The organism is Pseudomonas sp. FSO-7, from assembly GCF_059579345.1.
Genome location: NZ_CM184193.1, coordinates 3,394,083 through 3,407,497 on the forward strand (window position 1 = coordinate 3,394,083; position 13,415 = coordinate 3,407,497).

At 53.6% G+C, this 13,415-nt stretch carries 10 protein-coding genes; 3 read left to right on the plus strand and 7 right to left on the minus strand.

The annotated features are described in order from the left end of the window. The first annotated feature begins 33 nt into the window (after positions 1-33). A complete protein-coding gene (locus AC515T_RS14930) occupies positions 34-501 on the plus strand; it encodes a helix-turn-helix domain-containing protein (RefSeq protein WP_496528918.1) in 468 nt (155 codons plus the stop codon). A gap of 1,574 nt (positions 502-2,075) precedes the next feature. Here AC515T_RS14930 and AC515T_RS14935 read toward each other — a convergent pair. The 4 genes from AC515T_RS14935 to AC515T_RS14950 all read right to left on the minus strand — a co-directional run bounded on the left by AC515T_RS14935 (position 2,076) and on the right by AC515T_RS14950 (position 7,428). Next, positions 2,076-3,047, minus strand: coding sequence for an ATP-binding protein (locus AC515T_RS14935; protein WP_496528919.1), 972 nt, complete (start codon positions 3,045-3,047; stop codon positions 2,076-2,078). 13 nt (positions 3,048-3,060) lie between these two features. Next, on the minus strand, positions 3,061-5,055 hold the full coding sequence (locus AC515T_RS14940; RefSeq protein ID WP_496528920.1) for a hypothetical protein: 1,995 nt from the start codon (positions 5,053-5,055) through the stop codon (positions 3,061-3,063). Continuing rightward, the gene (locus AC515T_RS14945; protein WP_496528921.1) at positions 5,052-5,735 is read right to left on the minus strand and encodes a hypothetical protein; all 684 of its coding nucleotides are present in this window, start codon (positions 5,733-5,735) and stop codon (positions 5,052-5,054) included. The genes AC515T_RS14940 and AC515T_RS14945 overlap by 4 nt, the downstream gene beginning before the upstream one ends. A 520-nt stretch (positions 5,736-6,255) precedes the next feature. Further along, entirely contained in the window at positions 6,256-7,428 is a 1,173-nt protein-coding gene (locus AC515T_RS14950) for an NHL repeat-containing protein (RefSeq protein WP_496528922.1), read from the minus strand. A 351-nt stretch (positions 7,429-7,779) separates the two neighbouring features. Here AC515T_RS14950 and AC515T_RS14955 point away from each other — a divergent pair, with 351 nt between their 5' ends. Then, positions 7,780-9,327: a TerC family protein gene (locus AC515T_RS14955; RefSeq protein ID WP_496528923.1), complete on the plus strand. Its 1,548-nt coding sequence runs from the start codon at positions 7,780-7,782 to the stop codon at positions 9,325-9,327. A gap of 87 nt (positions 9,328-9,414) precedes the next feature. Further along, positions 9,415-10,521 (plus strand): NAD(P)/FAD-dependent oxidoreductase, encoded by a 1,107-nt coding sequence (locus tag AC515T_RS14960; RefSeq protein ID WP_496528924.1) that lies wholly within the window; start codon positions 9,415-9,417, stop codon positions 10,519-10,521. Between the two features lie 52 nt (positions 10,522-10,573). Here AC515T_RS14960 and AC515T_RS14965 read toward each other — a convergent pair whose 3' ends face one another. From AC515T_RS14965 to ddpC, 3 genes are read right to left on the minus strand one after another with little or no spacing between them, the layout of a single operon-like run. After that, a complete protein-coding gene (locus AC515T_RS14965) occupies positions 10,574-11,542 on the minus strand; it encodes an ABC transporter ATP-binding protein (RefSeq protein WP_460078427.1) in 969 nt (322 codons plus the stop codon). Further along, complete coding sequence (locus AC515T_RS14970; RefSeq protein WP_496528925.1) at positions 11,542-12,531, minus strand: ABC transporter ATP-binding protein; 990 nt, start codon at positions 12,529-12,531, stop codon at positions 11,542-11,544. Before AC515T_RS14970 ends, AC515T_RS14965 begins: the two co-directional genes overlap by 1 nt. A gap of 2 nt (positions 12,532-12,533) precedes the next feature. Beyond that, a complete protein-coding gene (ddpC, locus tag AC515T_RS14975; RefSeq protein ID WP_122568616.1) occupies positions 12,534-13,415 on the minus strand; it encodes a D,D-dipeptide ABC transporter permease in 882 nt (293 codons plus the stop codon).

Consider the following 13,415-nt stretch of genomic DNA (forward strand, 5'->3'; position numbering starts at 1 on the left):
TCAGCATATCGTTGCGTTTGAACGGTAACGCTCATGTCGCTTCGCTCTGCCTACGCTTCTGCTTTGCAGTATCTACGCAACCATCGCGAATCCTCGAAGCAAGAACTGGCTCGTGCGGCCGATCCTTCCTACCTCAGCCGACTGGAAGCAGGTACGCGCTCAGTTACCCTTGACGTCAGTCAGCAAATTGCTGAAGCCCTTGACGTTGATCCGCTCAGCCTTTTGGTACTGGCCTACGCTGCGGAACGCGGGGTGACGCCGCAGCAGATTTTGGAGCACCTTGAGAGCGACCTGAAAGCCACAGGATTGCTCCAGTGTGAGATCCCTCCGCTACCGTCAAAGGCTATTCATCCTGTAACCGCTGCTGCTGAAGAGTTGCGCGCGCAAATAAAGGGTCTTGCGGCTCAAGGTTTAAGCCAGGCAGAGGTTGCAAGGCAGCTAGGGATCAGCCGTCAAACTGTTAGTAACCATTTAAAGAAACTCGGCTTGCAGGCCACCTGACACGCGAGTGAGAGTCAGGGTGACTAAATGGTTTCGAAACACACAACGGAAGCAAACTGCTGGCGAGTTTATTCATCTGCAATGGTCAGATGTAAAAATCGCACGAGCCTGAGGCGCCCTTTGAAAAGTTGTAAATGGCACAGTAGATCGTGTGTCTATCGAGCCTTCGAAGCCCTACTTCATCGCTATCGATGACCAGTCGGTACGGGCTCTGGCTCTTGCTACAAAGGCTGGCTAGGATTTCTGGATTTTTCATAAATAAGTAGGCGCCCTCACGCGCAGGGAGGCCGCGATTGCGACCGATTTCGAAGATGCCCGAGTATCTGCATGTCCGCTTGGAACAAAAGAATTGAGAGCTGAACATAATGCATTCTGCGCCGGTTTTTTCGTAGTTAGCTAAACCATCGAGCACCTCATAAAAGGAACACAATACGCTGACAGCGTCCAACTCAAAGCTTGCCCCAATACCTCCATCATTCAAATTGATGGTTCTTTGCTTAAATCCGGCTGTGCAATCATAAGAGCAAGTGCCTCGAAAAAAATAATAAGGAGAAACCTGCCAATACTTTGCACAAACCAAAGCATAAGCAAGGACGCCAGGGCATATCGCTCTTGCATCCATTCTTACCCACTCTGCTTTGCCGAGTTCTTTGAGCTTTTTGAGACAGGATCGATGAGGCTTCACATATACGCGAAAAAGGTACCTGCGCAACGCCCGGATAACCGCTCGCATTTGAGTACTAGATATCACCCGACTGCCTGCTGACATCAACTCATTATTGCAACATGCATAAGCTGGGAATTCCTGCGAGCGCAAGGTTTAAAGGGAAGTATTTCTGAAGACAACAGTCGACTCAGAATGCCTCGTAGTGAAGCCTGGAACGCCCAGTCGTTCGACTAGGTACCCAAGCGCTACGTGGACATCTTGCAACGCACAGGCATGATTTACAGCGATTACATCATAAGCTGTCTCGCCTAACAGTTCGTGACCTCGTTGAACCCACGTAAAAAACGTATTGCACCAAGTCCGTATAACGTCAGCTAGATCTGCAGGCAACGGGTCGTTTTTTGCAACCCTTAAGATAATTGGAATGTGTTCACAGAGATTTTCAGCATTATAAATTCCCTTTTGTATACCCCACTGCTGATCAAGAATCATTGAGCACTGCTCACACCGCTCTAGAGTATCTCCATGCCAGGGGCAGTGGGTGACAACGCCAAAGTAAAATACTACAGAATGGTAACCGTGCTTTATGCATTGAGGGCAATGTCGGATCTGAACTCGCTCCCTCTGACTTGTTAAATCATGCTCATATGGTTTGGGGGGGGGAAACCAACCATCGACGAATGACAGTTTCAGCTCTACAGGTGACACTCCCAGCTCCGCGCTCAAGTAATGCAATGAGCCTGAGCAGTTCCACCATGTCTCCTGGCTTGGGTTGCCCAATACGAAAGCCTGTAGAGCATGATAGTCTGCGAGGCAATTACACCTCAGAATATCTAAGTAGACCTGCCATGAGGAAGGATATGACGCAATCATGGCAGGGTAAATGAGCATATTGCCACCTGGATAATTATTTTCTAGTCAGATTAGTTGTGTAGTTTGCCAAATTTGCTTCCGCTACGGCTGCTTTAACGACATCTTGTGGAAGTTCAAACCCAGCGTGATCTAGTTTTTTTGCGCGAATTAAGATCAGCCTGCATACTTCTAGCACATGAGCAGTCGGAAAAAGCTTCAAGCTTGCCTCGCGAATAGCTTGCTCCATTTGTAAAAAAATTAGCTTTGCGCTATCAGCCAACCTGAAACCGCCTGCGAAGGCTAGTGGTAGAAAGAACTCCGTATATGTGCATTTACTATTCGGAGGGTAGGTCATCTTCTCGTCAAAAAATGTGAGGGTTTCCGTAAGCCATCCAACATTCGTGCAGTGCGGCAGGTCGTATACTTCATTCAGAAAACGAACAAGTAGTTCGGGTCGCCCTTGCTCCCTCAGCAAGGTAATTGAGTCATTCACTTGTGTCTGGGCGAATCCGATCACAGTCATACCGATCCCCTGCAAGGCGAGTTCGTTCTGCAAGAACTGGAGGTGTTCATATTCCGGAATCAGCAATGCCTGCATTTCGTCGATCAACAGAACGAAATGCCTGCCACTCACCGACCTGAGCTTGTTCTCGATTGCCGCCAGAGCATCTCTGCGCAGGTTTTCGAGTTTTGGCTGATTCGGGATTGCAAGATTCAAATTCCTCACAATCGTGCGGATTATATGTTCATGGCGGCGTGGATCCGCAGTGATCATTAAGCAAAAACGATCTTTGAAGCTCTGCCCTTCGTCAATGGCCGCACGTGAAAGCCGGCAGGCTGTGGATTTTCCCATTTGGGGATGAGCCCGGAAACAGATACTCCTCTTATGCAGCATGACGCTTTCTACGACAATATTTAGAACTGGGGGTATACTGGACGTGACAATCGTATAATCTTTTATAATAAGAGGGTGGCTGGGAAAGTACTTAAGCTGCATCGCCAAATCTGTCGGCTCATAAACTTCCATCGACCGTTCCTCGTTAAATCTTCTTGATTAATGCATCAATGTCTACACTATCCTCAGGCAACACCCATTCCCGCTCAGGAGCAGGGCGAGCAGGAACATCTGTCGTGGAGGTTGTCCCCCCACCGTTTTCACTGTTCGTGCTCCATTCCATCTCATGCCTCAAACGATCCAGTTGCGACGCAAGTTTTTTCGACTTCGGTTTGGTTTGAACGCTGTTCTCTAGCTCCGCTGCTAGATGGTTATGAAAAACCACCACAGGGCTTTGGCCCTCAACATTACTTACAGTTTTTTTGCGTTTGCCGCTATTAACTGCTTTGCGGGTTTTCCTAGAATGTTTAACATCTTGCCAATGACCTTCAACTTTGAGAGCTCCTAGAGAGCGCCCATCCAAGCGATACCCATAAATCGTCCGCACGTCACTTTCATTGACTTTGAGAATTATTACTTGATTGATGAGACTACTTTCCTTTCTGAGAGCGTCATTGGAATAGCGGGCCCGCTCAAAATTCACATAGGGCCTGATGCCCTTTTCAATACTGCCTCGTACTGTGCGCCTTTCGGATCTCAGCGCCAAGGCGATCGTATTCATTTTGTCAGCAGGTAGAAATCTAGGTATGAAATGATTATTCCCCTGGCGTAGTCGCTGCCCAATAACTTCCAGCGGGCTTAAGAATCCTTTCCCTTCAGTTGCCTCTACATTATGATTGGCAAAAACAGTGTAGCAGAGCTGCTCTAAATAAGAGCTTTTAATATTATACTTCACTGCTGCTTTATCTGCGCTGTTTCCTGTGTTTCCTCCAGGTCGAGACCCCACTGTGCTTACCAAACGTTGAAACAATTCGTGCTCAAAATCTAAAAAATACCTTTCAATCCCAGGGCGTCTTTCAAAATGTCTAGGCGGGCCGTATTCCACAGCCCAACCTAGCTCCTTCCGGAGCTCGCAACTGACTTTTGTGGACAAATGTGCCAGTGCGTTATCCAGCCGCAAAACTGATGGTATTGCGCAGGCAATTTCAGGATGAATCTCTGTGGGGAAGCCTGCACCGGGCTTGAGCTCTAGATCTGGAATAAGTACATCAGGCTTTGGCAAATTTCGACTTAGCATCTCCCGCAACAATGAGATGACATCTTCTGCATCTGCGTCCAGCCCGTACACCACATGAAACCACAATACTGCGTACGAAGATGGCTCCAAAGCCACAATCACGTGGAGGCGCTTAAGTTCCACTGAGCTTACCAGGCCTGACGAATTTTCGAATTCGATTACAAACTCGGAATCGATCGTATGACTATCAATCACTATAGAGTCATACAAGTTTTTGAGGTTCGCCAATGTGGACTTACCCCTCCCTACTGCCAAATGCGCAACTGCAGACACGTCACCTATGATATGAACGGCACGATCAAAATTTTCAGCGCGAACTCTGCGAGTGAATTCTGAGATGGTTTTAACGCCGTAGCTTTGGGTTGTGTAGGGCCAGGCATCGTTGGGGTGGGATTTTTTCTCTAGAAACTTTATGAAGCTATGATGAACCGCTTTTGGCTTGATTGCAGCCTCTTGTATGACCACATTCCCAGTACCAGGCTGAGGCTTCGTGCGCTTCAAGATCAATGCACGTAGATAGTCTTCTAGATCGGGGTATTGTTGAAATAGGAGACCAAGCACTCCGGAAAGGCCACTCCCACCTATTCGTGGTTTAACGGGGGCCGTTCTTTTATAGATTTTTATTCGAATATTTGGTATCAACGCCGTATATCCGTATACGACGCCACGCGCATCAACGAGAAGACATTTTGCGATGAGCTTTCTTAGATAGTTGCCGCCAATCTTGGTTTGTAGCTTTATCACTGAAAGTGAAGCACCTGCCATATACACTTCCAAGGCAGAAACCCTACGATTGTACGTGCTCAGTGCATCCTCAGAAAACAAATCAGTACAAACAGGCTCCCATGGCATCGTTGACTCAAGAACCCGTACCGTGGTCGCACGACTGTTTCGTGCTGTCATGGTAAAGACCACCGGGTATTGTTACCAAATCCATCGACGCTTGCTTCCACTTTAATGGTGCCCGATAAGATCATTTGGCACATCGCACCAAGCGCGAGCGCAGTATCTTGAATCGGGGTACTGGCTAAGAGGGTGCGTACATCCCCGCCCTTTTGCACTGTCATCGTCGAGTGGATTAACTCCATCTCGTGTTTAAGATTGTAGCTGCGTACCTGCGAGGCAAACGCATTGACTTTTACCCAAAAGCCGAGGTGCTTACTCGCCAAATAGAAGTTTGTGCTTGGCAGGTCTACAAGCGTACCTGTTGAAACGGAGCTGCCGACCTCCTTGAACCAGACGGAGACGCGGCGAACCTCATCCTTCACATCGTCGCTTTTGAAAATCCTGTGCAGCTCTACAGCGCCATCCACGCAAAAGACTTTAGTGCATTTTATGACTTCGAATTTATCGTCTGCCACTGGTTCCTCTGCCGAAACCTCGACCTCTACGCCAAGCGTGAAGCTAGCCACCTTTGGATTGGGTTCCAGATTTGTAACCCAGTGCAAAACCTCACAATCACCAACCAGTGCAATATCCTCCTGCACCTTGTGGCTATAAAAAAGCCAAATACTGTAGTTATTGCCCGTCGCCTTTCGTGAGGCTGTGAGCTGCCGTCGTAGGTGGGTTCTCGGGCTCGCCATGCTAGTTACCGTGTCACGAAGGGATGTGAATTGCTTCCGAAAGCTTAGCTTTGCAGCACTACGGGCATAGGAACTATTCGCAACATAGTTGAGGGTTGAAATTTCAATCGGCGATGAAAACCGGGGGTTTACGACTGTCGGTGGTGTGAATATCTAGAAACCGTGGACTGAAGGGTTAACAAAGCTGCGGCCATGGGGTCACTTTTACTTTTCAGTGCGTCCAACGGTTCACTTTTATTGCTGGCGAGCGGAAACAACCCTAGTGGCTTATGTGCACGCGCGAGTGGCTGGCTTTTACCAAACTGCTGATTTATGGGGGGGGTTGTTGGAGGGCTATGAGGGTCAGGTTTACTTCGGCGGACTATTCCGTGAGAAAGCCCTCTTGGCCGTTCTCGTAGAACCCGCCGCATGATTTCGGTAGCGACGTTCTACAGGACACAACCTGCGAGGCCTTTCAGGCAGATCTCCGCACTGCAGGGAATTGAGCACCCGCTTGATCTCCGCAATTGGATCTTTATGCCTATGCAATATAACGCACTATCCCTTGTTCATTTCCCCAAACCCAACCGGATACCACAATCTTTCCGTCAGGTTGTATGGCAACCCTCCTAGCCATATCCATTCCTCGCATGTTCGTTATGACCCTGCCTTGTGTGCCGAACTCAGTATCAAATGCTCCGTTGGGAAGCAATCGTGTCAATCCGAAACCGACGCCGCCAGCCCCCGACGCAGGCGCTGTTGCCAGGATTTTATGGTCGGGTTGTATGGCGATGCCACTGCCTTGAGTGTCGTAACCGGGAAACTCAATGACAGCGGGTTCTCCTTCGTTAAAAGTATCGTCCATGGTTCCGTCGGAATTAATTCTTGTTGCAATTATCCGCCAGTGTGATTCGATACTAGCCCCGCCAATGCCCATGATTTTCCCATCCGCCTGTAGTTCTATTGCGGTAATCTCCGATAGGTTATTCGAACCGACTTCTATGCGGACCACGCCGCTCTTGCCAAAGTCGAGGTCGCGTCGTCCATCGCTCAGAAAAGCTGCAAACAAGGCACCACTCCATCTTCCTCCGAGCACCAGCCGGCTGTCGGGGAGTACAATGACTGACGGAAATTGATACCCTCCCACTACAGACACCATACCGGCTTCACCAAAACTCAGATCCGGGTTGCCCGTGCGGTCAAGGCGAAAGAGCTCTGCAGCAGGTAGGCTCGGTGGCTCGGTTTGTGCGACGAGGATAATTTTTTCGTCGGGCTGGATAGCCAGCGCACTGGAGGAGTAGGACTGACCCGGAGTCGGAGATCTCACATAGGCGCATCCCCCTTCGCCGAAATCGCGGTCCAATTCGCCCCCAGGCAAGATACTAGCGACATAGAGCATGGTTAAGGCTCCCACTTTAACAATGCCAAATATCAATGCACGGCCACCGGGTTGGGACTTCACGGCGGTGACTTTTACGACCGAGCCGTTCAAAGTGATGGTTTTTCTTCCTTCTTCGCCAAAAGATACATCTACGTTGCCATCATCAAGATGTTGGATTAGCAGGAGGCCAGGACGATCATCCCGCCTTCCTGCCGTAAGTATTTTTCCATTATCGAGTAATGCTGATACCCCTTGAATGGGGCCTATCACTTTCCCTCCTTCGCCAAAGCTCGGGTCCAACTCACCAGCCGATGCCTTACTTTGAGTAGCCATGTCTGTTTCTCCTTATCTGATGGAGCTTGATTAAAAAGAGGCGGCTTCTGCATCGCTACTGTCAACTTTGACAGTAGCGACCAATGGTTGGGGCGTTTTGATGTACAGATGCGATTGGCAGCGTTCACATCAATCGCCCCTGTCAGATCCTGTAATAAATCGCCTCGTATGAAGTATTGGAAACCGTTGTAGGATTTCTTCCCCAATTATTTCCAGGTCTGTATGAACACCCTCCAGGAACCTCCCAGTCGCCTTTCAAAGAACCGTTTTCTCTTTTGCGCCCCTGCGGCCTGCATACGCGTGTTGCAGCCCCCTTCCCTCGCCTTGATCGTCCGAGGGAACGAATAAGCCATGGAATGGATCGTTGACCCCACGGCCTGGCTGGGCCTGCTGACCTTGATCGTGCTGGAGCTGGTGCTCGGCATCGATAACCTTGTATTCATCGCCATCCTGGCCGACAAACTTCCGCCCGAGCAGCGCGACCGTGCCCGTATCATCGGCCTGTCCCTGGCGTTGCTGATGCGCCTTGGCCTCCTCGCCAGCATCTCCTGGATGGTGACTTTGACGAACCCGCTGTTCGAGGTCTTCGGCAAGACGTTTTCGGGGCGGGACTTGATCATGCTGTTCGGTGGGGTGTTCCTGTTGTTCAAGGCAACCATGGAGTTGCATGAGCGACTCGAGGGCCACGTGGCGCAACGGTCCGGCAATGCCGCCTACGCGATGTTCTGGCCGATCGTTGCGCAGATTGTGGTACTGGACGCAGTCTTTTCCCTGGATGCGGTCATCACGGCCGTGGGTATGGTGGAGCATCTGTCGGTCATGATGATCGCAGTGATGTTCTCGATCGGCTTGATGATGATCGCGAGCAAGCCGCTGACAAAATTCGTCAATGGCCACCCTACCGTGATCATGTTGTGCCTGGGCTTCCTGATGATGATCGGCTTCAGCCTCACGGCCGAAGGCTTGGGCTTCCACATTCCGAAAGGCTACCTGTACGCCGCGATTGGTTTCTCGATCCTGATCGAACTGTTCAACCAGTTGGCGCGTTCCCGTCGCAAGAAAAGCCTGCAAGGCCTTCGGCCGATGCGCGAGCGTACCGCCCATGCGGTGTTGCGCCTGCTGGGCGGTCAAAAGCTGGGGGCCGATGAAGTCGGCGAGGAAATCGCCGACATGTTGGAAGGCGACGAACCGGAGCAGGTTTTCCATCGGCGCGAACGGGTCATGATCAGTGGCGTGCTGCAATTGGCCGAGCGCCCGATACGCAGCGTGATGACGCCCCGTGCGCAAATTGACCACCTCGACTTGGCCAATGCGGCGGAAGAAGTCCGTACGGCGCTGATGCACTCTTCCTACTCACGCTTGCCGTTGATCCGGGAAGGACGTGTGGATGAGCCGCTAGGCTTTGTCCATAAGAAAGAACTGCTCAAGGAAATACTGGCGGGCAATCAGCCGAACCTGGAGGTCATGGCGCGCAAAGCCATCAACCTGCTCGACAGTTTCACGATTCTCAATGCACTGGAGCAAATGCGTAAGGAGTCGACCCACATCGCATTCGTGGTGAACGAGTTCGGTGATTTCGTCGGCCTTCTCACCATGACTGATATCCTGGAATCCATTGCAGGTGAACTGCCGGATGCCAGTGAAATCGAAGGTCCGAATATTGTCGCCCAGGATGGAGGTTTCCTCGTCAGCGGTGCCCTGAATCTCAGTCAGGTCCGCGAGCACATTGGCTTCCAGGCGAATGCGACGGAGGATTACCAGACGCTTGCCGGGTTGGTGATGAGCCTGCTGGATCGTTTGCCGATCATTGGCGACACGCTCAGTTGCCAAGGGTGGAGCATGACCGTGATGGAGGTTGAAGAGCGTCGGGTGACCCGGGTGCTGTTGCGTAAGGAATAAGGACAGGACGAGGCCGCCTTCCTCGCCCGCAACCTCTCCCGAATATCGCGCCTGGGTGGCCTCTAACGATTGAAAGGAGCCGTGACGGTGAGTGTCGATATCGATTGCGTAGTGGTGGGTGCGGGTGTCGTCGGTCTTGCCGTCGCACGCGAAATGGCCCTGGCAGGTAACGAAGTACTGGTGATTGAAGCGGGAGAAGCGATTGGTATCGGCACAAGCTCGCGTAATTCGGAGGTAATCCATGCCGGGATCTACTACCCGCCCGGCAGTCTTAAAGCCCGGTTGTGTGTCGAGGGCAGGCACGCCCTCTATGCCTACTGCGACACCCATGGCGTCAGCACACGTAAAACTGGAAAGCTGATTGTCGCCAAGGATGAAGCGCAAACTCGCCAGCTGGAAGTCTTGCTTGAGCGAGGTCTGGAGAATGGCGTGGATGATCTGCGCCTGCTCGATCGTGAGCAGGCCCTCGCGCTGGAACCTGCGCTTGAATGCATCGCAGCTTTGTATTCGCCTTCGACCGGCATCGTGGATTCACATGCATTGATGTTGGCATTGCAGGGCGATGCCGAAGCGGCGGGCACCACCATTGCGTTCTACTCGCCCCTGATCAGCGCCCAGGTTACCGCTGACGGTTTCCTTCTAAACGTCGGAGGGACGACACCGATGGCGCTGTCCTGCCGCCTGCTGATCAACGCGGCCGGCCTTAAAGCGCCTGCACTGGCCAGGCGCATGGAGGGCTTGCCGCAACAGACGGTACCTCAGGATTACCTGTGCAAAGGCAGCTACTTCAGCCTGGCCAAGCGCGTGCCCTTCACCCATCTCATCTACCCCGCGCCGGAGGCCGCCGGCCTCGGGGTTCACATGACCGTGGACCTGGGCGGCCAAGCGCGTTTCGGCCCAGACACCGAATGGGTCGAGACCGAGGACTATCAGGTCGATCCAGCGCGGGCCAATGTCTTCTATTCAGCGATTCGCAGCTATTGGCCTGATTTACCGGACAACAGCTTGCAGCCTGGGTACAGCGGGATTCGTCCGAAAATTTCCGCTCCTGGCGAACCTGCCAGCGACTTTCTCATCAGCAGTGAACGGCAGCATCACGTTCCGGGACTGGTCAATCTGTTCGGGATCGAATCGCCTGGGTTGACCTCTTGCCTTGCCATTGCCAAGCGGGTTCGGGCGTTGCTTGAGCACTAGCCGCACGGCACGTCACGTGCAGAGCTGGTTTGAGATTGGCGAAGCCAGTGACTCAACCCTGTAAATGACAGCGCACACACTGCTGCTCATCTCCCAGCAAGGCCTGAGGCTTCTCGCAGCCAACGGTGCATAGACTGCACCGTTCACGGAAGAAGCAGCCACTCGGTAGTTGGCGGTTCCCTGGTAATTCGGTAGGCGCCGCGACTTGCTCGTCGTGCAGTGGCACGCCCAGTCGTGGTACCGCCTCAAGCAACAAACGGGTATAGGGGTGACGTGGCTGATCGAGCACTTGAGCCGCGCTGCCCAGTTCAACGATTTGCCCCAGGTACATCACCGCCACCCGATTAGCCATATGACGCACCACTGATACGTTGTGGGATATCAGGATGTAAGTCAGATTACGCGCACGTTGCAGCTCGGCCAGCAGGTTGAGAATCTGCGCCTGGACCGAGATGTCCAGCGCCGAGGTGGGCTCGTCCAGGACAATGATATCCGGGTCTGATGAAAGGGCTCGGGCGATGGCGATACGCTGACGCTGCCCCCCGGAAAACTGGTGCGCGAAGCGGTCCAGGTACTCCGGACGGATGCCGACCTGGGCCGCGACCCTGGCGGCTACCTCACGCATCTGCGCATGGTTGACGTGGCCTCGGGCGTATAACGGCTCGGTGATGATTCGCCAGATAGGCAGGCGCGGATCAAGGGACGACTGTGGGTCCTGGAAAACGATCTGAACGTTGCTACGGCCTTCGCCGCTGCGATTGGCCCAGTTCAGCGCCCCGCTGCTGGGCGGCACCAGGCCCATCAACAGCTGGGCCAAGGTGCTCTTGCCGCAACCTGATTCGCCGACAATACCCAGGGTTTCGCCTGCCCGCACCTGAAGATCAATACCGTTCAGGGCGTGGGCATATCCACGCGGCCGCCCCAACCAGTCATTGCTTACGGGGAAACGAACGTGAACATCGTCAAGTTGAAGAATCGTGGAGGCCATCTGAGTGATGGGGCGAAGCACGGCACTGTTCATCACGAAAGCTCCTTGACCGGTAACCAGCACGCACTTTTACGTTGATCATTACCGTTGATGGTGTTGAGACTCGGGCGCTGGGTACAAACCGGCATGGCGTACGCACACCGCTCCTGAAACGTGCAGCCCACGGGCAGAGAGGCCAGGTTCGGCACTTGACCGGGAATGGTCAGCAGCGGTTGGCCCGGCTCGACCATTTCCGGCAGACCACTGAGCAAACCTTGCGTATAGGGGTGTTGCGGACTTCCCATGACATCGGCCGTGCGGCCCTCCTCGACCACTGCCCCTGTGTACATGACGTAGACCCGGTCGCAGAACTGCGAAACCAATGCCATGTCATGGGTAATGAGCAAGATGGCCGTGCCCCGCTGCCTGGCTTTTTCTCGTAACAGCAACAGCACCTGGCGTTGCACGGTCACGTCGAGGGCCGTTGTCGGCTCGTCGGCGATCAGCAATTGAGGTTCGCAGGAGAACGCCAGGGCGATCATCACCCGCTGACGCATGCCGCCAGACAGTTCGAAAGGATAGCTCTCCAATACCTGTTCCGGACTGGCGATGTGCATGTCGCGCAACAGTGCGATCGCCTTGAGACGGGCTTGGGTGGCGCTGATCTTCTGGTGATGAATGATCACATCGAGCATTTGCCTGCCGATACGCCGGGTCGGGTTCAAGGCGGTCATCGGCTCCTGGAAAATCATCGCGGCATCGCGCCCACGAATCGTCAGTAACTCTTTTTCAGGCGCTGCCAGCATGTCGCGACCGAGCATGCTCAGGCTGCCGGCGGTGATGCGATAGCTGCGCTCGGGCAACAATCGCATGCTGAGCATGGCCGTGACTGATTTGCCCGATCCGGACTCGCCGACGACGCCGACGATTTCGCCGGGATTGACGTGCAGCGACACACCGTTCAGGGCTTTGACGTTGTTTTTGTAAGCCGGGAATTCCAGGCTCAGATTGTCGATGGACAATACTGGACTCGACGCATGCATGGTCATTTCCCCTGTTGCCGTGGATCGAGCAGATCGCGTACGCCATCGCCCAGCAAGTTGAACCCGGTGGCCGTGATCAGAATCGCCAGGCCTGGAAAGGTCGAGTACCACCAGTTATCGAGGATGTAGTTGCGCCCGGTGGCGACCATCGCCCCCCACTCGGCCGTAGGCTGCTGCGCCCCCAGGCCGATAAAGCCCAGAGCCGAGGCCATGAGGATCGCGCTGCCGATATCCAGGCTCAACTGCACCAGCAATGGCGGCATTGCATTGCGTGCCACGTGCCAGTGCACGACGTGCCAGCGCCCTGCCCCGAAGGTTTGGGCGGCTTTGACATAGCCCATCTCGCGGATGCTCAAGGCTTGGCCACGGGCTAGTCGGACATAGGAAGGAATTCGTACTAGCGTAATCGCCAGCATCGCGTTGAACAGACTCGCGCCCAACGCAGCCGCCAAGGCCATGATCAGCACCAGCGATGGCACCGACAGCATGATGTCCATCAGGCGCATGATCAATGCGTCGAAACGACCACCGATGACCCCGGAAAAACATCCCAGCAACCCGCCGATAAAACAGGATGCAAAAGCCACGAACAGACCGACACCCACCGACTGCTGGCTACCGAACAGTACGCGGCTGAACAGGTCGCGCCCGACTTCGTCGGTGCCGAACCAGTGGGCGCTGGACGGCGGCGCCAGGCGTTCGGCCAAGTTCAGCGCGTTGGGATCGTGACTGGCGAGCCAAGGGGCGAAGACCATGCACAGCAAGACAATACAGGTGATCGCCAGCCCCGCCATGGTCAACGGACTGCGGCGGACGCGGTAGGTCAGATAGGCGAGTTTTTCGTTCCAGCGCGGGCGACGCGTGGCCATCAGGGTAGCGGACAT

Bases quoted from the DNA above. Each gene is read 5' to 3' on its own strand.
- AC515T_RS14930 (WP_496528918.1), top strand. From the start codon at position 34: ATGTCGCTTCGCTCTGCCTACGCTTCTGCTTTGCAGTATCTACGCAAC.
- AC515T_RS14935 (WP_496528919.1), bottom strand. From the start codon at position 3,047: ATGGAAGTTTATGAGCCGACAGATTTGGCGATGCAGCTTAAGTACTTT.
- AC515T_RS14940 (WP_496528920.1), bottom strand. From the start codon at position 5,055: ATGACAGCACGAAACAGTCGTGCGACCACGGTACGGGTTCTTGAGTCA.
- AC515T_RS14945 (WP_496528921.1), bottom strand. From the start codon at position 5,735: ATGGCGAGCCCGAGAACCCACCTACGACGGCAGCTCACAGCCTCACGA.
- AC515T_RS14950 (WP_496528922.1), bottom strand. From the start codon at position 7,428: ATGGCTACTCAAAGTAAGGCATCGGCTGGTGAGTTGGACCCGAGCTTT.
- AC515T_RS14955 (WP_496528923.1), top strand. From the start codon at position 7,780: ATGGAATGGATCGTTGACCCCACGGCCTGGCTGGGCCTGCTGACCTTG.
- AC515T_RS14965 (WP_460078427.1), bottom strand. From the start codon at position 11,542: ATGAACAGTGCCGTGCTTCGCCCCATCACTCAGATGGCCTCCACGATT.
- AC515T_RS14970 (WP_496528925.1), bottom strand. From the start codon at position 12,531: ATGCATGCGTCGAGTCCAGTATTGTCCATCGACAATCTGAGCCTGGAA.
- ddpC (WP_122568616.1), bottom strand. From the start codon at position 13,415: ATGTCCGCTACCCTGATGGCCACGCGTCGCCCGCGCTGGAACGAAAAA.